The organism is Streptomyces sp. NPDC018031 (genome assembly GCF_044327625.1).
Lineage (GTDB): Bacteria > Actinomycetota > Actinomycetes > Streptomycetales > Streptomycetaceae > Streptomyces.
Genome location: NZ_JBIRFT010000014.1, coordinates 34,415 through 55,494, shown reverse-complemented (window position 1 = coordinate 55,494; position 21,080 = coordinate 34,415). Strand labels below are relative to the sequence as shown.

Here is a 21,080-nt window from a genome sequence, read left to right as displayed (position 1 = left end):
GTGGCCGGGACTGCCGGTGACGCGGGAGCGGCCGGTGGGCCGGCTCGGGGCGGTCGGAGGGCTCCGGGCGGTCAGAGCGCGGCGGCGGCCTGGCCGCGCAGGGTGTCCGGGTCCAGGGCGTGTGCCATCGCCCGGTATCCCTCGTCGCTCGGGTGCAGGTGGTCGCCCGAGTCGTAGGCGGGCAGCAGGCGCAGCGGCCGGGCCGGGTCGCGCAGGGCCCGGTCGAAGTCGGCGACGGCGTCGAAGACCCCGCCGCGGCGGATCTCCGCGTTCACCCGTTCCCGTACGGCGTTGAGTTCCGGGGTGTAGCGGCGGTGTCCCTGGAAGGGCATCAGGGTGCCGCCGACGACCCGCAGTCCGCGGCCGTGCGCCTGCTCGGTGAGCTGCCGCAGGCCGGTGAGGATCGCCTCCGGGTCGGTGACGTGCGGGCTGCGCAGGATGTCGTTGATGCCGAGTTCGATGACGACGGCCCGTACGCCGGTGCGGGCGAGGACGTCCCGGTCGATCCGGCTCAGTCCGCTGGGGTTGTACCGGCGGAAGCGGTTGCCGTCGCTGAGCACCCGGTTGCCGCTGATGCCGGCGTTGAGCACGCCGTAGCGCGGTGCGCCGGGCTCGGTGCGCAGCCGGGCGGCGAGGAAGTCGGTCCAGCGGTGGTTGGCACCCGCCGTCGAGGTGATGCCGTCGGTGATCGAGTCGCCGAGCACCGCGACGGAGCCCTGGGCCTCCTTGGACCACACGTCCACGGCGGTGATGTAGCGCCAGTACGGGCTCTGCTCGGTGTAGGCGGTGCCCAGGGTGTCCTGGGTGCGTTCGCCGCGTGCCAGGTAGGAGGTCTGACGGGCGTGCGGATGGTAGGTGACCGAACCGGACGGGCTGGGGGAGTACGTGGTGACCAGCAGGTCGGCGGCGTCCGGCACGGTGAGCCGCACCGGGTCGCTGACCGTCGCCTGGCCGGCCGGGACGGTCACCGAGGTGCGGGTGCCGAAGGTCAGCCGGCGCATCGTGCCGGCCGCCGCGGTGGGGTTGCTGGGGGCGGCGGCGACCGCCACCGAGACATGGGTGAGGGTCAGCGGCCGGGCGCCGTACAGGTTGGACAGGTGGATCCGGACGCTGCTGCCGCCGACGCTGGTGTGCACCACGTTCCGTATCGACATGCCCGCGTAGCCGTCGTAGGTGTTGGGCTCGGCGGCGGAGGCGGCGGCGGACCAGGTGCCCACCCAGGTGCCGGCGGAGGCGGGGGCCGCGGAGCCGCGGGCCTGCCGGGCGGAGGGGGACAGATCGCTCCGGCTGCCGCCGACCCCGAGGAAGATCGCGGTCGAGACGAGGACCACCACGGCCGCCAGCGCAGCGAGTACGGCGAAGGCCGTACGCCTGGGCATGGGGGGCACGGTCATCTGCGGGGGTCTCCTCGGGCGGGCGGAGCCCCTCTCGGCTCCGGGCGGACGGCGGACGGGTGCGGTCGAGCCACGGGAGAGCACCGGCCGCCGTGGTCGTCCGAACCGGCCCTCCATGATCCCACGGGCCGGACACCGGCGGTGCCCCGGCCCGGCGGGGCCGCCCGTTCGGATGGTGGGCCCGCAGGTGCCGGACGGGGTGGTGGCGGTGCGGTGACCGCCGGGGGCGCCGCCGCGCGGAGGCGGGGGCCGCTGGGCCGACCGGGTGGGCCGGGGCGGCGGGGCCGGTGGGCGGTGGGCCGGCCGGGCCGGGAGGCCGGGCCGGGGAGGCGCCGGTGGATCACTGCCCGGCCGGATCGGGGGAAGTCAGGGGAAGGGGGGAAGGGGTACTCCGGGAACTCGTGCCGGGTTTGGGGAGTAGGTCAGGTGTGGACGATGTCCAGGGGAACGGTTGGACCGGGTGGAGCGCATGGAACGCAGCAGTGCGGACGCGACCGCTGAGACCGGCGGTGCGATGAGCGGCCGGCGGCCGGCGGGCGGCTTCGTCCCGGACAGCGCCGCCGACGCCGAGCGGCGCCGCGGGGTGCGCCGGATGAAGACCTTCGCGACCGGGCTGCTGCTCGCGGTGGCCGTCGTGTACGCCCTGGCGTCGTGGGCGCAGGCGGCGGGTGCGGGCGCCTGGGCCGGCTATGTGGCGGCGGCCGCCGAGGCCGGGATGGTCGGTGCGCTGGCCGACTGGTTCGCGGTCACCGCGCTCTTCCGGCGGCCGCTGGGCCTGCCGATCCCGCACACCGCGATCATCCCCACCAAGAAGGACCAGCTGGGGGTGAGCCTCGGCGAGTTCGTGGGGGAGAACTTCCTCTCCCAGGACGTGGTGCGGGAGCGGCTGCGGGCGGTCGGGATCAGTGGCCGGCTGGGCGCCTGGCTGGCCGAGCCGGCCCACGCCGACCGGGTGACGGCCGAGTTGGCGACGGCGCTGCGCGGGGCGCTCACCGTGCTCCGCGACTCCGATGTGCAGGCGGTCGTGGGGGAGGCGATCACCCGGCGGGCGGATGCCCAGGAGATCGCGCCGGGGCTGGGCGCCATGCTGGAGCGGGTGGTCGCGGACGGCGGTCACCACCGGCTGGTGGACCTGGTGTGCGTACGGGCCCACGACTGGCTGGTGCTGCACGGGGACTCGGTGATGGACGCGGTGGTGGGCGGTGCGCCGGGCTGGACGCCCCGGTTCGTCGACCGGAAGGTGGGGGAGCGGGTCTACCGGGAGCTGCTGCGCTTCGTCACCGAGATGCGGGACATGCCGGACCATCCGGCGCGGGGCGCGGTGGACCGGTTCCTCGCCGACTTCGCGGAGGACCTGCGGGCCGACGGCGACACCCGGGCGCGGGTGGAGGGGCTGAAGTCGGAGCTGCTGGGGCGGGCCGAGGTACAGGACCTGATCGCCTCGGCGTGGGCAGCGGTGCGCGGCATGGTGGTGGCGGCGGCCGAGGACGAGCGGAGCCAGCTGCGGCTGCGGGCGCGGGCCTCGATCCTGTCTCTGGGGGCGCGGATGTCCGCCGACCGGCGGCTGCGGGCGAAGGTCGACGGCTGGCTGGAGGACGCGGCGGTGTACGTGGTGAGCACCTACCGCGACGAGATCACCGCGCTGATCACCGACACCGTGGCGAGCTGGGACGCGGACCACACCTCACGGAAGATCGAGGCGCACATCGGCCGGGACCTGCAGTTCATCAGGATCAACGGCACGGTGGTGGGCGCGCTGGCCGGGCTGTGCATCCACACGGTGTCGCGCGGGCTGGGGGTCTGAGGCGCGGTGCCGCACGGGCCGGGGCCCGAGGCCGGGCCCGTGACCGGGGCCGGCCGGGAACAGGCGGAAGCCCGGGCCGTGCGGTCCGGGCTCCTGCGATCCCTGTACGGGTTTCCTGCTGTCGGCTCAGCGCCTGCGAGGTGGGCTTCCTTCGCCGGCATTGTCCGGATCAGGTGATGGAGGTCGCCTTCCGGTCGTCCGACTCCCGTCTTCCGACTTTCGGGCCTCTCAGCCGGATCTTTCGGTCGTTCCCGTCGAGACACTCGGCCTCTTCCGGTTCGACCTGCCGGTCCAGCTCCCTCGCTCGCCCCACAGGCTTACTAGAAAGCCTAACTCCACCCGCTATGGGGCGCTAGAGGGATTTGCCGCGAATGTACGGGTTTTTTTCGGGCGTATCGGGGCGCTCCGCCTGGTGACGGTCCAGTCTGTGAGCCGGGTCTTGCAGAGTGCGGACTCCTCTTGGAGGATCGAACAAATCGGTCTGGGCCGTCCCCTGGGCCAACGCTTCGACCAGGGGAGTTGTGCCCATGAAGCTGCTGCGTGTCGGACCGGCGGGTGCGGAACGCCCGGCGCTGCTGGATGGTGACGGAGTTCTGCGCGACCTCTCCGATTCGGTGCGGGACATCGACGGCGGGCTGCTCGCCGACGAGGCGGCGCTGAACCGGATCCGGGTCGCCGCCGAGGCGGGGCGCCTGCCCGCCCTCGACCCGGCGGGGCTGCGGATCGGCCCGCCGGTGGCCCGTATCGGCAAGGTGGTGTGCATCGGGCTGAACTACCACGACCACGCCGCCGAGACCGGGGCGCCGATCCCCGCCGAACCGATCGTCTTCCTCAAGGCCGCCGACACGGTGGTCGGCCCGGACGACACCGTGCTGGTGCCGCGCGGCAGCGAGAAGACCGACTGGGAGGTGGAGCTGGCCGTGGTCATCGGCCGCACCGCGCGGTACCTGGAGTCGGACCGGGCCGCGCTCGCCGCGGTCGCCGGCTACGCGGTCGCCCACGACATCTCGGAGCGGGAGTTCCAGCTCGAACGCGGCGGGCAGTGGGACAAGGGCAAGAACTGCGAGACGTTCAACCCGCTGGGCCCCTGGCTGGTGACCGCCGACGAGGTACCCGACCCGCAGGACCTGCGGCTGCGGCTGTGGGTCAACGGCCGGCTGCGGCAGGACGGGACGACGGCGGACCAGATCTTCCCGGTGGCGGAGGTGGTCCGCTACGTCAGCCGGTTCATGACGCTGTACCCCGGGGACGTGATCAACACCGGCACCCCGGCCGGAGTGGCGATGGGCCACCCGGAGCCCAAGCCGTACCTGCGGGCCGGGGACGTGGTCGAGCTGGAGGTGGAGGGCCTGGGCCGGCAGCGCCAGCAGCTGAAGGACGCCTAGCGTCCGGCGCGGCGCCGCGCCGGACTCCGAGTACGGGGACCGCCGGGCCGGTCCGGCCCGGACCCGGCGCCTGCCGGGTCCGGGTGCCTGCCGTGACCGCTGCCTGCCGTGACCGCTGCCCGCCGGGCCGGCCCCCGCCGGGGGCCGGGGGCCGGTCGTATTACGCGGCCCCGGTGGGCGGGGCGGGGTGCCCGGTGGCCCCGGGGAGTTCGGCGAGGAAGCGCTCCAGCGCCTCCACCACCAGGGCGTGGTCCTCGGCCTGCGGCAGGCCGGAGACCGCGACCGTGCCGACCACCCCGACGTCCCGGATGTGGAGCGGGAACGCGCCGCCGTGCGCGGCGTAGCGGTCCGGGTCGAGCCGGGAGGACGCCTCGAAGGTGGTGCCCTTGGCCCGGAACCGCGCGCCGACCAGGTACGAGGCCGCCGCGTACCGGTCGACCACCCGGCACTTGCGGTCCAGCCAGGCGTCGTTGTCCGCCGACGTGCCGGGCAGCGCGCGGTGGAAGAGCAGTTGCCCGGCCCGCCGGATGCCGATGGTGACGGCGGCGCCCCGGGCCTGGGCCAGCTCGGCGATCAGGCAGCCGAGCCGCCAGGCGTCGTCGTTGCCGAAGCGCGGCAGCCGCAGCCGCCGCTCCTGCTCCTCCAGTTCGGCGACGAGTGCCCGCCAGTCGACCGCCCGCGGGTCGCCGGCCGCCGGAGTGACCGGCCCGGCCCCGCCGGCCGCCGCCGGGCCGGGCCCGGTGCCCGCCCGCCGGCCGCTCACGCCGCCGCCTCGATCCGGACCGGGCGTCCGTCGGCGGCGGACACCCGGGCGGCCTCCAGCACCCGCAGGGCCGCCGCGGCCTCCGCGGCGGTGACCGGGGGCGGCCCGCCGTCCCGGAGCGCGGCGGCCACCGCCGCGTAGTACGCCGGGTAGTCGCCGGGCAGGGTGGGCACCGGCGTGCCGCCGCCGGTCCGCGGCGACTCCCCGGCTCCGAGCCGTCCCCAGGCGGACTCCGGCTCGGTGCCCCACCGCGCGCCCTCGGTGTCCGGCCGCCGGCCTTCGCGGAGCGCGTCCTCCTGCGGGTCGAGCCCGTACTTCACATAGCCGGCCCGGCTGCCCAGCACCCGGAAGCGGGGGCCGAGCTGGGCGGTGGTGGCGCTCATCCACAGGTGACTGCGGACCCCGCCGGCGTGGGTGAGGGCGATGAACGCGTCGTCGTCGGCCTGGGCGCCGGGCCGCCGCACGTCGAGTTCGGCGTAGACCGAGGAGGCCGGGCCGAACAGGGTCAGCGCCTGGTCGACGAGGTGGCTGCCGAGGTCGTACAGGAGTCCGCCGATCTCGGCCGGGTCGCCGGATTCCCGCCAGCCGCCCTTGAGTCGCGGCCGCCACCGTTCGAACCGCGACTCGAAGCGGAACACCTCGCCGAGTGCGCCCTCGTCGAGCAGTTGCCGGAGGGTGCGGAAGTCGTTGTCCCAGCGGCGGTTCTGGAAGGCGCTCAGCAGCAGACCGCGCGCCTCGGCGGTCGCGGCCAGCTCCCGGGCCTCGGCGGCGGTCGCGGCCAGCGGCTTGTCGACGACGACGGCCAGCCCGGCCTCCAGCGCGGCGCGGGCGAGCGGCACATGGGTGCGGTTGGGGGAGGCGATCACGACCAGGTCGAGGTCGCCGGCCCGCTTCCACAGGTCGTCGGCCGAGGCCACGCACCCCGCGTCCGGATGCTCGGCGAGCGCCCGCTCGCGCCGGCCGGGGTCGCCGGTGACGACGGTGTCCAGGACCAGGCCCTCGGAGGCCGCGATCAGCGGGGCGTGGAAGACGGAGCCGGCCAGGCCGAAACCGATCAGCCCGACGCGGAACGGGGCGGCCGGGGTGCCGGACGGGGCCGGTGGACCGGAGGTGCCGGACGGGTCGGGGGTGCCAGGGGTGCCATCCATGCCCGCCACTTTGGCAACGCTGTTGCCAAAGCGCAAGCGCGGGGCAGAATGGTCGCCGTGCCCCACCCTCACCACGGCCCGGCCCGGCCTCCCCGCCCGGCCGGCCCACCGCCCACCGGCCCTGGTCCCGCCGACCCGGTCGGCTCCACCGGCCCGACCGGCCCGGCCGGCGCCGGTCCCTCCGGGGCCAACCTGTCCGCGCTGCGCGGCCACAACGCCGCCCTCGTCCTGGGACTGCTGCGCGACGCGGGCCCGGAGGGGCTGAGCAGACTGGAGATCGCCGGGCGGACCGGCCTCACCCCGCAGGCGGTCAGCAAGATCACCGCTCGGCTGCGGGCCGAGGGGCTGGCCGCAGAGGCCGGGCGGCGCCCGTCCACCGGCGGCAAACCCCGCACGGTGCTGCGCCTGGCCCGGGGCGCCCGTGGCGCGGTGGGGCTCCATCTGGACCGGGACCGGCTGACCGCGGTACGGACGGACCTGACCGGCGAGCCGTTCGCGGTGCGCGAGGCGCCGCTGGACCTGGGCGCGCCGGCGGAGGACGTACTGGACACCGCGACCGCGGCGGTCGGCGCGCTGCTGGCGGCGGAGGGCGGGCCGGTGCTCGGCGTGGGCGTCGCGGCCCCCGGGCCGCTGGACCACCGCTCGGGGGTGCTGCACCGGGTCACCGGTGCCCCGCACTGGGACGGCTACCCGCTGCGGCGGGCGCTGGCCGAGCGGCTGGGGCTGCCGGTCGTGCTGGACAAGGACACCAATGCCGCCGCCCTGGGGCTGGCGCTGCGCGACGCCGCCGGGCCGGACGGAACCGGCTCCTTCGGCTATCTGCACCTGGGCACCGGGCTCGGCGCCGGGCTGGTGCTGGGGGGCGAGGTGTACCGGGGGGCGCGCACCGACGCCGGGGAGTTCGGCCACCAGGTGATCCAGCTCGGCGGGCCGCGGTGCGGCTGCGGCAACCGGGGGTGCCTGGAGGCGCTGTGCCTGGCGGCGGTCGCCGAGGGGAGCCCGGCGCGGGCGGCGCGGCTGCTGGGGGTGGGGGCGGCCAACCTGGTGCGGCTGCTCGACATCGACCGGGTGCTGCTCGGCGGGCGGACGGTGCTCGCCGGACCGGACACGTTCCTGCGCGGCGTGCGCGAGGTGCTCGCCGAGGACGCGGTGCGGCGCGGTGCCCGGGCGGTGCCGGTCGAGGTGGCCGGGCCCGGCGACGGCCGGGTGGTGGTGGCGGGCGCGGCGCAACTGGTGCTGGCCCCGCTGTTCGCCCGCCGGATACGGCAGGGCGACCGGCCCGCGGACACCGGGTGAACCGGGCCGGGGCGGCCCCGGCCGTCCGGTCGGGCCCGGCGGCGGGCCTCCGGCCGGGGCGCCCGGGGCGGGTGCGGGTTGGGCTGCCGAGTGCGGGCCGGGCGGCCAGGTGCGGGCCGGGCGGCCAGGTGCGGGCCGGGCTGCCGGCTGCGGGCCGGGCCGGCGGGTGCCGACTGGGCTGAACGGGGGCAATCATGACGGCCGGTCGGAGGTAGCCGGCGGTTCGCGCCGGGTGTCGCGGCCCTGCCGGGGAAGGGCGCTGGTAGCCCGGAAAACACGGCAGCAAAGGTTCCTCATGCGTCTGCCCAGCGCCCCCGCAGTCTGCGGCGCCGTGGTCCTGGCCACGGCCGTGTCCGTCGTCCCCGCCCGCGCCGCCCCGCCGGCCGCGCCCGACCGGGACCGGGCCGGCGGTGCCGCGTACGCGCCGGCCCCGGTCTGCGGTGACCGGGGCAGCCCCGACCTCCCGCTCCGCGCCGAACTCGACGAGGGGCCGAGCCGGTTCCCGCGCGGCGGGTACTGGCGCGCCTGGCACCTGAAGGTGGCGAACACCACCCGCGCGGCCTGCCGGGCGATCCACCCGGTCGTGGTGCTGACCGACCGGAACCGCGCGCTGCGCCCGGCCCACATCCGGTTCGAGTTCTACGACGAGCGGGCCGACCGCTGGCGGCCGGTGCGCTTCGAGACGACCGACGAGGACGAGAACGTGGGTGTCTTCGCGGGGAAGGGGTTCGCCGGGTTCACGGTGCCGGCGGGGCGTACCGTCACCACGGCGCTGCGCTCCCGGTTCACCGGTGACGCCCCGATCGGACCGGTCACCGCGAGCGTCACCACCGTGCAGCGGCGGGCGGACGACGGCGACTGGGTGGGCCAGTCCGCCGACGTCTCGTTCCGGATCACCGCGCGGAGCGGGCCGGAGCGGGACGCGGACGGCGGCCCGGGGGACGGCCGGGACCGGGACGACCCGGACGCGGACGACCCCGGCTCCGGGGGCCAGGAGCCGGGGTCCGACCCCGGTGACGGCCCCTCCGGCGGCCCGGACCGCGGTACCCCGGACGGCGACGCGCCGGACGGAGGCGGCCCGGACGGCGACCGGGCCACCGGCGCCGGACGGGACGGACTGCCCGGCAGCGACCCCTTCCCGCCGCCCGCGCTCGCCGACACCGGCCGGGCCGAGCGGACGGACCGGGGCAGCCTGCTGCCGCTCACCCTGGCCGGAGTGGGGTTCCTGATCGGCGGTTCGGCGCTGATGGCGGTCGCCCGCGCGGTGCGCCGCCGCTGATCCTGTCTCGCGCGGTGCGCCGCCGGCTGCCCCGTCCCGCCGCGGTGCGCCGCTGCCGGCCCCGTCCTCGCGCGGTGCGCCGCCGCTGACCCCGTCCTCCCTGCGACGTGCCGCCGCCGGGCCCGCCCCCGCCGCCGGCCCCGTCGCCTCCGCCGGGGGCGCTGTCCGTCCGGGCCCTGCCGCCGTGCCCTGCCGGGCGGTGGCGCCCGCGCGTGCCCCTGCGCCCCCGCACCCCCGGCGGGCCGGGGGTGCCCCCATGCCCCCGGCGGGCCGGGGGTGCCCGCCGGGGGGACCCCGGAGGTGCGAGGATCACGGGGTGGACAACCCCTACGACCAGACACCCGGCGCGCCGTTCCGTTCCGGAATCCCCGAGCACGGCCGGGTCCCGAAGTACTACGCGGTCAAGGCGCGGATCGCGGGCCTGCTGGAGGAGCTGGGCGAGGGCGGGCTGCTGCCCACCGAGCGCGACCTGGCCGTGGCCTACGAGGTGTCGCGCGAGACCGTGCGGCAGGCGCTGCGGGAGCTGCTGCTGGAGGGCAGGCTGCGGCGGCACGGGCGGGGCACCGTGGTCGCCGGGCCCAAGCTGGAGCAGCCGCTGGCGCTGGCCAGCTACACCGAGGGGGTGCGGCGGCAGGGACGCCGGCCGGGCCGCAACCTCATCGGGCTCGACCGCTTCCCGTGTCCGCCGGCCCTGGCGGCGGAGATCGGGGCGGAGGCCGGCGACCCGGTCTGGCACATGGAGCGGGTGCTGCTCGCCGATGACGAGCGGGTGGGCCTGGAGAGCACCTACGTGCCGGTGGCGCGGGCACCCCGCCTGGACACCGACTTCGAGCCCGACTCGTCGTTCTACTCCTACCTCGGCGAGAAGCTGGGGCTGCGCTTCGGCGACGCGGACGAGCGGCTGGAGACGGTGCTGGCCACGCCGCGGGAGGCGCTGCTGATCGGCACCCCGCCCGCGCTGCCCATGCTGCTGATCCACCGCGTCTCCCGGGACACCCGGGGGCGTCCGCTGGAGCGGGTGCGCTCGCTGTACCGGGGGGACCGCTTCAGCTTCTCGGTCCATCTGGACAATCGCGAATAGATCCGGACGAAAGCCCTCGCACAACCCTCACGACGGCTCCCTTTTGGTCACGAGACGATAACGGGTCTAGTCCAAGCTTGCTCGGCTGTTCACCATGGCGTTGCCGCACGGTCCCGTGCGGGTCACCGAGAAAAAGGAGCGTTGCCGCCGTGAGAGTCATAGTCGTCGGAGCCGGCGTGGTGGGAACCATGCACGCCTGGCACGCCCTGGAACGCGGCCACGAGGTCGTCCACATCGAGCGCGAGGCCGAGGCGCGCGGTGCGAGTCTGCGGAACTTCGGTCTGATCTGGGTCGGCGGCCGCGCCGACGGGCCGGAGGTGGAGACCGCGCTGCGCGCCCGTGAGCTGTGGGAGGCGATCGGGGCCCGGGTGCCGGAACTGGGCTTCCGGCCCAGCGGGTCGCTCACCCTGGTGCGGACCGAGCGGGAGCGGGCCGTCGCCGAGGCCGCCGCCGCCCGGCCGGACGCCGCCGCCCGCGGCATGAAGCTGCTCACCGCGGACGAGGCCCGGCAGCTCAACCCGGCGCTCCGCGGCGGGTTCACCGCCGCCCTGTGGTGCGAGCGGGACGCCGCCGTGGAGCCGCGCACCGCGCAACTCGCCCTGCGCCGGGCGCTGCTGTCCTCCGGCCGGTACACCTTCCTGCCCGACCGCGAGGTGCGCGAGGTGATCGGCGAGAACGCCGTCCGCGACGACCGCGGGGAGATCCACCGGGGCGACGCGGTGGTGCTGTGCACCGGCGCCTGGCTCGGCGGACTCGTCCGCGAGCTGGTGCCCGACCTGCCGGTGCGCCGGGTGCGGCTGCAGATGATGCAGACCGACCCGCTCGGCGAGCCGCTCACCACCTCCGTCGCCGACGCCGACTCCTTCCGCTACTACCCGGCGTACGCCGGCGAGGCGCTGGACGCGCTCAACGCCGGACAGCCGCAGCCCGCCACCGCCGCCGAACACCGGATGCAGCTGCTGATGGTGCAGCGCCGGGACGGCGGGCTGACCATCGGCGACACCCACGAGTACGAGCACCCCTTCGCGTTCGACGTCGTCGAGGACCCCTACGACCACCTCGCCGCGGTGGCCGAGGGCTTCCTCGGCCGTCCGCTGCCGAGGATCCGGCGCCGGTGGGCCGGGGTCTACGCCCAGTGCGCCGACCCCCGCCAAGTGGTGCACCGGCAGCAGGTGCGCGAGGGGGTGTGGCTGGTCACCGGGCCCGGCGGGCGCGGCATGACCTGCTCCCCGGCGATCGGTGAGACCACCGCGGACACGTTGGGCTGGTGAGGAAGATGACCGAGACGAACACCGACCGCATCCGCCTGGTCGTGCTGGACATGGCGGGCACCACCGTCGCCGACGACGGGCTGGTGGAACAGGCCTTCGGCGCCGCCGCGGCGGAGCTGGGCGTGCTGCCCGGGTCCGCCGAGCACGCCGGTCACCTGGAGTACGTACGCGCCACCATGGGCGAGTCCAAGATCTCCGTGTTCCGGCACCTGTTCGGAGACGAGGAGCGGGCGCAACACGCCAACACCGCCTTCGAACGCGCCTACGCGGAGCTGGTGGCCGCCGGGCGGTGCGCCCCGGTCCCCGGCGCCCGCGAGGCGATCGAACGGCTCCGCGGCGAGGACCGCACGGTGGTCCTCACCACGGGCTTCGCCCGCACCACCCAGGACGCGATCCTCGCCGCCCTCGGATGGGACCGGGGGCTGGTGGAGCTGACGCTGTGCCCGGGCGACATCGGCCTCGGAACGACGGCGGGCGGCCGCGGCCGCCCGTACCCGGACATGGTGCTGACCGCGCTGCTGCGCACCCGGGCCGCCGACGACGTACGGCAGATCGCGGTCGCCGGCGACACCTCCTACGACATGCTCTCCGGCCGCCGGGCCGGGGCCGGGATCGTGGCGGGTGTGCTCACCGGCGCCCACCGGGAACCGGCGCTGCGCGCGGCCGGCGCCACCCGGGTGCTGCCGTCGGTGGCGGCGCTGCCGGACGCCATCGCCGCGTGGGAGCGGGGCGCGGCGGACACGGACTCCGGGGCGGGGGCCCGGCCGTGACCCGACGGGACACCACCGGCGCCCCGGCGCGCCCCGGCCCCGCCGCGGCGGGGCCGGCGACGGCGGGTTCCCCCGCCCCGGCCGGGCGCGAGCCCGGCCGGGGCGGGGGGCCCGGCCCGGGCGCCCCCGCCTCCGCGGCCCGCCCCGCCGGAGGCATCCGCTTCGACGGGGTCTCGGTCGCCTACGGGGGCACCACGGTCCTGGACCGGCTCGACCTGACCGTCGGAACCGGCGAGGTCATGGCGCTCCTCGGCCCGTCCGGCTCCGGCAAGACCACCGCACTGCGCGCGGTCGCCGGATTCGTCCGCCCGGCCGCCGGCCGGGTGCTGATCGGCGGGGAGGACGTCACCGCCCTGCCGCCGCACCGGCGCGGCATCGGCATGGTGGTGCAGAGCTACGCCCTCTTCCCGCATCTGCGGGTGGAGCAGAACGTGGCCTTCGGCCTCAAGGCGCAGAAGGCCCCCCGCCGGGAGATCCCGGCCCGGGTCGCCGAGGCGCTGGAGATGACCGGGATGGCCGGGTACGCCCGGCGCTATCCGCGCGAACTGTCCGGCGGGCAGCAGCAGCGGGTGGCGATCGCCCGCGCGCTGGCCATCCGGCCGCGGGTGCTGCTGCTGGACGAGCCGCTGTCCGCGCTCGACGCCCAGCTCCGCTCCGGCATGCTCGCCGAACTGGCCCGGCTGCACCGGGAACTGCCCGACGTGTCGATCCTCTACGTCACCCACGACCAGGTGGAGGCCCTCACCCTGGCCGACCGGATCGCGGTGATGGACCGGGCCCGGCTGCGGGACGTCGGCACCCCGCAGGAGCTGTACCGGCGGCCGCGCACCGAGTTCACCGCCTCCTTCGTCGGCAACGCCAACCTGCTGCCGGTGACCGTCGCCGAGGACGGCGTGCGGCTCGGCTCCACCGGCCTGGCGCTGGACACCGGCACCGCGGTACCGGGTTCGGCGGCCACCCTGTGCGTCCGGCCGCACCTGGTCGGCCTCGGCGCGGGCCCCAACACCCTGCGCGGCCGGGTCACCGAAGTCCAGTGGCGCGGCTCCACGCACCGGCTGTACGTCTCGGTCGAGGGCCACCAGGTCATGGCCGACGTGCGGGAACTGCGGGAGGCGCCCGCGCTGGGCGACGAGGCGGTGCTGCACTTCGCCCCCGAGGACGGGGTGCTGCTCGGGGCCGGGGTGAGTGATGACTAGCGCCGTGCTGCCCGAGCAGAGCGGCCCGGCGCGCGGCGCGCCGGCGGGGAGACCGCCGCGGGCCGGCGCGCGGCGCGCCCGGGGCGTCCCGCGCTGGGTGTGGACGCTGCCGCCGGTGGCCGCGCTGGGGCTGGTCTTCCTCTACCCGCTGGTGCTGGTCGTCGAGCAGTCGGTGTCCCCGGCGGACGGCGGCACCTCGCTGGAGCCCTACCGGGAGACGTTCGCGTCCGAGGCGTTCCGCGAGGCGCTGTGGACGACGGTGTGGATCGCGGTCGGCTCCACCGTCGGCTGCCTGGTGCTGGGCTTCCTGCTGGCGCTGGTCATCGCGTTCGTCCCGTTCCCCGGCGGCAAGGCGCTCAGCCGCTTCATCGACGTCTTCCTGTCCTTCCCGTCCTTCCTGATCACCCTCGCGCTGCTGTTCATCTACGGCACGGTCGGCATGGCCAACGGGCTGTGGACGGAGGCGACCGGCGCGGCGAGCGGCCCCTTCACCTTCCTGCACACCCCCTGGGGCGTACTGCTGGCCGAGATCACCTACTTCACCCCGTTCGTCATGCGGCCGCTGCTGGCGGCGTTCTCCCAGATCGACACCGCGCAGCTGGAGGCGGCCGCCTCGCTGGGCGCCCGCCCGGCGCGGATCATCCGGCGGGTGATCCTGCCGGAGGCGCTGCCGGCGCTCGCGGCCGGCGGCAGCCTGGTACTGGTCATGTGCCTCAACGAGTTCGGCATCGTGCTGTTCACCGGGGCCAAGGACGTCACCACCCTGCCGATGCTCGTCTACGGCAAGGCCATCTTCGACGGTGACTACACCGGGGCCTGTGTGGTGGCCGTCGTCAACATCGCGCTGTCGGTGGGCCTTTACGGCCTGTACCGGGTCCTGATCGGCCGCGCCACGGGAGGTGCCCGCCGTGCTGGTGCATGACCGCAGGGCCCGCTGGGCGATCTGGGTGCTCTTCTTCCTGCTCTTCCTGCCGCTGTTCGCGATGCCGTTCCTGGTGATCCTGGCCGCGTCGTTCGCCACCAACTGGAGCGGCGCGCTGCCCTCCGGGGCGACGCTGGCGCACTACCGCGACATCACCCACGGCGAGTCGATGGACGCGCTCACCACCAGCCTGCTCACCGCGCTCGCCGCGAGCCTGTTCGCGCTCGCCGCGGGCACCTGGGCGGCGCTCGCGGCGCGCGGCCTGCGCGACCGCGGGCGGCGGGTGGTGGACGGGCTGTTCATGCTGCCGGTCGCCGTCCCCTCGGTGGTGGTCGGGCTCTCGCTGCTGGTCGCCTTCTCCAAGCCGCCGCTGCTGCTCAACGGCACCCGGGAGATCGTCGTGATGGCGCACACGGTGCTGGTCACCGCCTTCGCCTACCAGTCGGTGTCGGCGGCGATCACCCGGCTCGACCCGGTGTACGAGCAGGCCGCCGCCAGCCTCGGCGCCCGCCCGGGACACGTGCTGTGGCGGGTCACGCTACCGCTGCTGCTGCCGTCCCTCACCGCCGCCGCCGGCCTCTGCTTCGCCCTCTCCATGGGCGAGTTGAGCGCGACGATGATGCTCTACCCGCCGGACTGGCTGCCGCTGCCGGTGAAGATCTTCGGGGCCACCGACCGGGGCGCGCTGTTCACCGGCGCCGCGCTGGCCGCGGTGATGATGACCACCACTCTGCTGGTGCTGTTCGCGGTGTCCCGGATCCGCACCCGGGCCTCCTACCGCTGACCCGGGCCGCCCCCGGCCTCCCGCCCGCCACCCCCGGCCTCCCGCCCGCCACCCCCTGACCCCCTGCCGGCCCACCCGCGTACCCCTTCCGCACGGCCTCTCCCGTCACCCGCGCGTACCCGTCCCGTGACCTCGCGCGCCCTTTTCCCGAGGAGCTGTACCTGCCATGTCCCTGCGCATCCCCGTCCGGTCGGTCACCGCCGCCGGTGCCGCCCTGCTGCTCGGTCCGCTCACCGCGTGCTCGGCCGGCTCGAACGACAGCAACGCCAAGGAGATCACCGTCTACAGCGCGGACGGTCTGCACACCACCGACGGCAAGGGCTTCTACAACAAGGTCTTCGAGGACTTCGAGAAGAAGACCGGCATCAAGGTGAAGTACGTCGAGGGCGGGTCCGGCGAGATGGTGCAGCGCCTGACCCGGGAGAAGTCCAACAACAAGGCGGACGTGGTGGTGACCCTGCCGCCGTTCATCCAGCAGGCGAACGAGCGCGGGCTGCTGGAGCGCTACCGCCCGGCCGGCTCCCACAAGATCTCCGCGAGCGACCGGTCGGCGGACGGCAGCTGGACGCCGATCGTGAACAACTACTTCTCCTTCATCCACAACGCCAAGGAGCTGCCGGAGGCCCCCAAGACCTGGGACGACCTGCTGGACGACAAGTTCCGCAACCGGCTCCAGTACTCCACCCCGGGCGTCGCCGGCGACGGCACCGCGCTGGTCATCAAGGCCATCCACGACTTCGGCGGCGAAGAGCCGGCCATGGCCTACCTGAAGAAGCTGCAGAAGAACAACGTCGGCCCCTCGCCGTCCACCGGGGCGCTGGAGCCCAAGGTCGACAAGGGCGAACTGCTGGTCGCCAACGGCGACGTGCAGATGAACTACGCCGACGCCAAGGCCTCCTACCCCAACAACAAGATCTTCTTCCCGGCCGCCGCCGAGGGCCGGAAGCCGACGACGTTCGCCCTGCCGTACGCGGCGGGCCTGGTGAAGAACGCGCCGCACGAGGCGAACGCCAGGAAGTTCCTCGACTACCTGATCTCCCCGGAGGTGCAGGAGCAGGTCAGCCCGGTGGCCGGCGGCTTCCCGGTGCGCCGGGACGTCGAGGCCGCCGGCGAGGACGCGGTCGCCCTGCGGAAGATCCTCTCCGGCGTGGAGATCTTCACCCCGGACTGGCAGGCCGTCAGCGCCAACCTCGCCGACTACGTGGACGCCTGGAAGGAAGCCACCGGCAGTTGACCCGGCGCCGCCGCCCGGATCCGCCGGTCCCCGCCACCGCCCGGCGGGGACCGCGCGGCCCGCCCCTAAGCTGGGGGCGTCGGCACAGCACAGCGCCGTGCCGCCGACGCCCCCAGGTCACAGCGGCGTACGTCAGGAGTGCGGCAGATGGCAGAGCGGAAGCCGATCGAGTCATGGCTCACCGACATGGACGGGGTGCTCATCCACGAGGGCGTCCCGGTGCCCGGAGCGGACGCGTTCATCAAGAGGCTCCGGGAGTCGGGCAGACCGTTCCTGGTGCTCACCAACAACTCCATCTACACCGCGCGTGATCTGCACGCCCGGCTGGCCCGGATGGGCCTGGACGTGCCGGTCGAGAACATCTGGACGTCGGCGCTGGCCACCGCGCAGTTCCTGGACGACCAGCGGCCCGGCGGCACCGCGTATGTCATCGGCGAGGCCGGGCTCACCACCGCGCTGCACGACATCGGTTACGTGCTCACCGACTCCGACCCCGACTACGTGGTGCTCGGCGAGACCCGGACCTACAGCTTCGAGGCGCTCACCAAGGCCATCCGGCTGATCAAGAACGGCGCCCGGTTCATCGCCACCAACCCGGACGAGACCGGGCCGTCCCCCGAGGGCGTGCTGCCCGCGACCGGCTCGGTCGCCGCGCTGATCACCAAGGCCACCGGCCGCGAGCCGTACTTCGTCGGCAAGCCCAACCCGCTGATGATGCGGGCCGGGCTCAACGCGATCGGCGCGCACTCCGAGACCAGCGCGATGATCGGCGACCGGATGGACACCGACGTGCTGGCCGGACTGGAGGCGGGCATGCAGACCTTCCTGGTGCTCACCGGACTCACCCGCACCGATCAGGTCGACCGCTACCCGTTCCGCCCGTCCCGGGTCGTCGACTCCATCGCCGACCTGGTCGACCTGGTCTGACCGGCGCCGGGGCCCGCCGCGCCGCCGCGGCGGGCACCGGCTCACCCGCTCGGAGCAGCACCGGCCCGCAGCGGATGCGGCCGCGGCACGGAGGCCAGAGCCTTCTGGAGTACGGGAGGTTCACCATGGGTTCCCTTCGCTCCGCGGTCTGTGCCGCCGCCGTCACCGCCGGGATGGGTGTGTTTGCCGCACCGGCCGCCGCCGAGTCGCCCGGCGCCGGGACCGCGGCGATCCGGGTGTCCCCGTCCGCCGTGCCCGCCGGGGGAAGGGTGGACCTGACGGTCGCCGGCTGCCCGGGAACGGTGGCCACGGCGACGTCCACGGCGTTCGCCACCATGGCGCGGCTGACTCCGCCGGGCCCGCCCGGGGAGGGGTCCGGAGCGGTGCTGTCCGGACCGGCGACGGTGCTCCGCGACTCCGCCGAGGGCACCCACACGGTGTATGTGACCTGCGGCGCGAAGGAACCGGGGCGGGCCGGGGCCACCATCGCGGCGCGGGCCCCGCTGACCGTACGGGGGCCGGCCGAGGCCGCCCCTCCCGCCGCCCCCGACTCCCGGTCGGCCGGTCCCGGCGGTGAGCCCGGCGCACCCGTCGCACCGGTGAGCGCGGGCGGCGGAGGGAGCGCGCCGAGGGACGCCGACGGGCGGGTGGGCCCCGCCGAAGCGTACGGACTGGCGCTCGCCGGTGGCGCCGTCCTCACTGTCGGCGCGCGGGCCGTGCACCGCCGGCGCACCGCCCGCGCGGCCCGCCCCTCCCGCTACCCGACGGCCGGCTGACCGCGGTGTCCGGCGACCGCGCACGGGGCGGCGACACCCGGCTGATCACCGGGGTGACGTGGGCGGTACTGCTGCTCGGCCTGTGGCTGTGGGGGCGCGGAACGGACCCGGGGCCGGCCACCACCGCGGGGGACGTGGCCGCGGTCGGCCGCCCGCCCGCGCACGGCCTGCCCGCCGCCCGGCAACCGCTGCCCGGGGCGCGCCCGCAGCGGTTGGTCATCGAGTCGGCCGGGGTGGTGGCCCCCGTCGTGGGCCGGGGGCTGGACGCGGCGGGAGCGGTGGACCCGCCGCCGTACGACCGCCCCGGAGTGGTCGGCTGGTACCGGGCGGGTCCGCGGCCCGGCGAGGCGGGGGCGGCCCTGCTGGTCGGCCATGCCGACACCGACGCGGGGCCCGCGGTCTTCCACGGGCTGAGCGGGGTGAAACCGGGCCGGCGGGTGCGGGTGGAGCGGGCCGACGGCTCGGTCGCCGAGTTCACCGTGGAGGACGTGGAGGTGGTCCCGCGCGACCGCTTCGACGCGCACCGGGTCTACGGCACCCGGTCGCCCGGCCGGGCCGAACTGAAGCTCATCACCTGCGGCGGGCGGTACGACCGGGCCCGGCAGCACTACACCGCGAACGTCGTCGTCTCGGCCTACCTCACCGGGGTGCGCCGGCCGCCGGACGCGCCCCCCGCCCCGCGGCAGGCGGCGCCGCCGGGCCCGGCCGAGGCGCGGGCACCGGGCACCGCCCCGGCCCGGGGTGCCGCCGGGGCGCCGGGCGCGGCCGGGGACCGGGCGGCGGCGGTGCCCTGACCCGGTGCCCCGGTGCCCTGACCGGTGACCCGGTGCCCCGGTGACCCGGTGCCCCGGTGACCCGGTGCCCCGGTGACCCGGTGCCCCGGTGACCCGGTGCCCCGGTGACCCGGTGCCCCGGTGACCCGGTGACCCGGTGCCCCGGTGCCCTGACCGGTGACCCGGTGCCCCGGTGACCCGGTGTCCGCCGCCCGCGGCCGCTCCACGCACCACCAGCCGCTCCGGCACCACCAGCCGCTCCACGCACCACCGGCCGTCCCCCTACCAGCAGCCGTCCGGGCCGCCGCCCGCGGCCTCAGAAGGTGTCGGCGTCCTCGTCCACCGCCACCTTCACCCACACTGCCTCGGAGGGGACGCCCCGGGGGTCGACGACATGGAGCATGTACCACCCCGGGGGCACCAGTGAGGGGTCGTCGGGGACGGTGACCGTCACGCCGTGTGCGGTCCGGCGGAACTTCAGCGCGACCGACTTCTGCTCCACGTTGGTCACGTGGGTGAACGAGCCGGGCCGGAGCAGCCGGGCCTTGGCGATCCTGGTGGTGCCGGCGGTCCGGAAGGTGGCCCTGCCGCCCGGCTCCACCTCCGTCCGGGCCGGGCCGGTGAGCCGCGGCCGCTCGCCCCGGAACAGGTAGGGCGGGGTGTACAGGTCGATCTGCTGCTGGAAGTCGCCCGGCCGGGTGTTGGCCTCGTCGGCGAAGAGCGAGTCGGAGCCGAAGGTCATCACCCGGCCGTCCGGCAGCAGCAGCGCCCCGGAGTGGTAGTTCCGCCCCACCAGCGGGTCGGCCACCGGGCGTGAGGTGTTCGTCCGGGGATCGTAGATCTCGGCCTTGAGGACGTTGCTGGCGCCGCGGCCCCGGTAGTCGCCCGAACCGTTGGTGGTCAGCACGGTGTCGTCGGGCAGGATGACACTGCTCGGGTAGCGGACCGCCCCGTACAGGTCGGGGCCGTCCCGGAAGCGCGGCTCGTCGGCGTGCAGGTCCACGATCCGGGTCTTCGCGGTGGACGTCTCGCTCTCGCCGACCCCGCCGCCGCCGAGCACCATGTACCGCTGGTCCTGGGCGGGCGGCAGCAGGACGGACATCGAGGTCTCCAGCGCCTCCGGGTCGCTGATGCCCGGCACCACGTCGAAGGTGTTGCGCTCCACGTCCCAGATACCGGGCTTGCGGCCCTTGTCGGCCGGGCCGTAGCCGGCGTTGGAGCCGGTGTAGAAGATCTTGCCCCGGTCGGTGAGGAAGAGCGCCGGGTAGGTCGGGAAGAACCGCTCCTTCGGCAGGTAGCTCCACTTCCCGGTGCGCGGGTCGTAGATCTCGTTCTTGCCCGGCACCACCTGCCCGATCTCGTCCAGCCCGGAGACCGAGAGGACCTTGCCGTCCTGCAGGGTGGTGAGCGTGGGGTACCAGCGGGCCTCGTTCATCGGATCGACCGTGATGTAGCGTTCGGCGACCGGGTCGAATTCCCAGGAATCCCTGATTCCCTGGAAGTCCTTCTTGTCGAAGGAGAGTTTCTGGGCGATGCCGTAGAAATTCCGCCGGTCCGACCCCTTCAGTCCGGCGATCCGGTAGTTGTCCTCGGTGCCGGTCTGGTGGCGCTCGCCCTTGTGCAGCGCCTCGACGTAGACGCGCGCCGTGCTGGCCCGCACGGTGACCCTGCCGGTCCGCGGGTCCTGTGTCTTGGTGGCGCGGGGGACCAGGACGGGGTCCTGGGACTCGAACGTCTTGCCGTTCTTCTTGCCGGTGAACCGGGTGCCCGCGGGAAAGGTCCTCGGCTTGTCCGGGTCCTCGTTGTGCACGAACATCAGACCGCCCGCCTTCTCCACGTCGCCCTCCAGCTTCTCGTAGCGCTGGGTTCCGCCGGCGACGAGCAGCCGGCCGTCCGGCAGCTGGGTGTGCCCGGCGCAGAACATGTCCTTCGGCGTGGGAATGTCCTTGAACGTGTTCTTCTCCGGGTCCCAGAGCACCGACCGGAAGGATTTCGCCGCGAAGTTCCTGGCGTTGTTCCCGGAACCGGCGATCAGCAGCACCTTGCCGGTGTGCAGCAGCGCCGCGTGAATGGTGTTGATGCGGTGTTCCCGGGGGACGTCGACCACGTCCCAGTGGCCGTTGCCGGCCTTGTACTCCGGTTGGTTGATCTCGTACCGGTGGTATCGGTCCGTGCCGAACCGGTAGAGAGCCGGGCCGTTCAGCCCGGCCAGCACGAGCACGGCGGCGGTGCCGAGCGCATAGCGGCGGGTACGTCGACTCGGTCGGTACTTCACAG

Annotated in this window: 18 protein-coding genes; 14 read left to right on the top strand and 4 right to left on the bottom strand. The window is 75.2% G+C overall.

What is annotated here, in order from left to right:
- Nucleotides 1-71: 71 nt before the first annotated feature.
- Nucleotides 72-1,379, bottom strand: coding sequence for an SGNH/GDSL hydrolase family protein (locus ACH4B3_RS25945; protein WP_398466589.1), 1,308 nt, complete (start codon nucleotides 1,377-1,379; stop codon nucleotides 72-74).
- Between the two features lie 484 nt (nucleotides 1,380-1,863).
- Here ACH4B3_RS25945 and ACH4B3_RS25940 point away from each other — a divergent pair, with 484 nt between their 5' ends.
- Both ACH4B3_RS25940 and ACH4B3_RS25935 read left to right on the top strand, forming a co-directional pair.
- A complete protein-coding gene (locus ACH4B3_RS25940) occupies nucleotides 1,864-3,198 on the top strand; it encodes a DUF445 domain-containing protein (protein WP_398466587.1) in 1,335 nt (444 codons plus the stop codon).
- 527 nt (nucleotides 3,199-3,725) lie between these two features.
- Entirely contained in the window at nucleotides 3,726-4,583 is an 858-nt protein-coding gene (locus ACH4B3_RS25935; RefSeq protein ID WP_398466585.1) for a fumarylacetoacetate hydrolase family protein, read from the top strand.
- 160 nt (nucleotides 4,584-4,743) lie between these two features.
- Here ACH4B3_RS25935 and ACH4B3_RS25930 read toward each other — a convergent pair whose 3' ends face one another.
- Both ACH4B3_RS25930 and ACH4B3_RS25925 read right to left on the bottom strand, forming a co-directional pair.
- On the bottom strand, nucleotides 4,744-5,346 hold the full coding sequence (locus ACH4B3_RS25930; RefSeq protein ID WP_398466583.1) for a heme-degrading domain-containing protein: 603 nt from the start codon (nucleotides 5,344-5,346) through the stop codon (nucleotides 4,744-4,746).
- Entirely contained in the window at nucleotides 5,343-6,494 is a 1,152-nt protein-coding gene (locus ACH4B3_RS25925) for a Gfo/Idh/MocA family oxidoreductase (protein ID WP_398466581.1), read from the bottom strand. The genes ACH4B3_RS25930 and ACH4B3_RS25925 overlap by 4 nt, the downstream gene beginning before the upstream one ends.
- Before the next feature lie 48 nt (nucleotides 6,495-6,542).
- Here ACH4B3_RS25925 and ACH4B3_RS25920 point away from each other — a divergent pair, with 48 nt between their 5' ends.
- From ACH4B3_RS25920 to ACH4B3_RS25865, 12 genes are all read left to right on the top strand, one after another.
- Nucleotides 6,543-7,790 (top strand): ROK family protein, encoded by a 1,248-nt coding sequence (locus ACH4B3_RS25920; RefSeq protein ID WP_398466579.1) that lies wholly within the window; start codon nucleotides 6,543-6,545, stop codon nucleotides 7,788-7,790.
- Nucleotides 7,791-8,085: 295 nt separating this feature from the next.
- Entirely contained in the window at nucleotides 8,086-9,069 is a 984-nt protein-coding gene (locus ACH4B3_RS25915) for a hypothetical protein (RefSeq protein ID WP_398466577.1), read from the top strand.
- Nucleotides 9,070-9,385: 316 nt separating this feature from the next.
- Nucleotides 9,386-10,150 carry a GntR family transcriptional regulator gene (locus ACH4B3_RS25910; protein ID WP_398466575.1) on the top strand — a complete coding sequence of 255 codons (765 nt, stop codon included), beginning with the start codon at nucleotides 9,386-9,388 and terminating at the stop codon, nucleotides 10,148-10,150.
- A 149-nt stretch (nucleotides 10,151-10,299) separates the two neighbouring features.
- Nucleotides 10,300-11,421, top strand: coding sequence for a TIGR03364 family FAD-dependent oxidoreductase (locus ACH4B3_RS25905; protein WP_398466573.1), 1,122 nt, complete (start codon nucleotides 10,300-10,302; stop codon nucleotides 11,419-11,421).
- A 5-nt stretch (nucleotides 11,422-11,426) separates the two neighbouring features.
- Nucleotides 11,427-12,191: an HAD family hydrolase gene (locus ACH4B3_RS25900; RefSeq protein ID WP_398466571.1), complete on the top strand. Its 765-nt coding sequence runs from the start codon at nucleotides 11,427-11,429 to the stop codon at nucleotides 12,189-12,191.
- Between the two features lie 155 nt (nucleotides 12,192-12,346).
- Nucleotides 12,347-13,387 (top strand): ABC transporter ATP-binding protein, encoded by a 1,041-nt coding sequence (locus tag ACH4B3_RS25895; RefSeq protein WP_398466809.1) that lies wholly within the window; start codon nucleotides 12,347-12,349, stop codon nucleotides 13,385-13,387.
- The gene (locus ACH4B3_RS25890) at nucleotides 13,380-14,309 is read left to right on the top strand and encodes a 2-aminoethylphosphonate ABC transporter permease subunit (protein ID WP_398466569.1); all 930 of its coding nucleotides are present in this window, start codon (nucleotides 13,380-13,382) and stop codon (nucleotides 14,307-14,309) included. Before ACH4B3_RS25895 ends, ACH4B3_RS25890 begins: the two co-directional genes overlap by 8 nt.
- Complete coding sequence (locus ACH4B3_RS25885; RefSeq protein WP_398466567.1) at nucleotides 14,296-15,093, top strand: ABC transporter permease; 798 nt, start codon at nucleotides 14,296-14,298, stop codon at nucleotides 15,091-15,093. The genes ACH4B3_RS25890 and ACH4B3_RS25885 overlap by 14 nt, the downstream gene beginning before the upstream one ends.
- A 166-nt stretch (nucleotides 15,094-15,259) precedes the next feature.
- Nucleotides 15,260-16,327, top strand: a complete 1,068-nt coding sequence (locus tag ACH4B3_RS25880) for a 2-aminoethylphosphonate ABC transporter substrate-binding protein (RefSeq protein ID WP_398466565.1) — start codon at nucleotides 15,260-15,262, stop codon at nucleotides 16,325-16,327.
- A gap of 147 nt (nucleotides 16,328-16,474) precedes the next feature.
- A complete protein-coding gene (locus ACH4B3_RS25875) occupies nucleotides 16,475-17,254 on the top strand; it encodes an HAD-IIA family hydrolase (RefSeq protein ID WP_398466563.1) in 780 nt (259 codons plus the stop codon).
- A gap of 125 nt (nucleotides 17,255-17,379) precedes the next feature.
- A complete protein-coding gene (locus ACH4B3_RS25870) occupies nucleotides 17,380-18,030 on the top strand; it encodes a hypothetical protein (protein WP_398466561.1) in 651 nt (216 codons plus the stop codon).
- Nucleotides 18,027-18,824 carry a class F sortase gene (locus ACH4B3_RS25865; protein ID WP_398466807.1) on the top strand — a complete coding sequence of 266 codons (798 nt, stop codon included), beginning with the start codon at nucleotides 18,027-18,029 and terminating at the stop codon, nucleotides 18,822-18,824. The genes ACH4B3_RS25870 and ACH4B3_RS25865 overlap by 4 nt, the downstream gene beginning before the upstream one ends.
- A 295-nt stretch (nucleotides 18,825-19,119) precedes the next feature.
- Here ACH4B3_RS25865 and ACH4B3_RS25860 read toward each other — a convergent pair whose 3' ends face one another.
- On the bottom strand, nucleotides 19,120-21,078 hold the full coding sequence (locus tag ACH4B3_RS25860; RefSeq protein ID WP_398466559.1) for a galactose oxidase-like domain-containing protein: 1,959 nt from the start codon (nucleotides 21,076-21,078) through the stop codon (nucleotides 19,120-19,122).
- Between the last annotated feature and the right edge of the window lie 2 nt (nucleotides 21,079-21,080).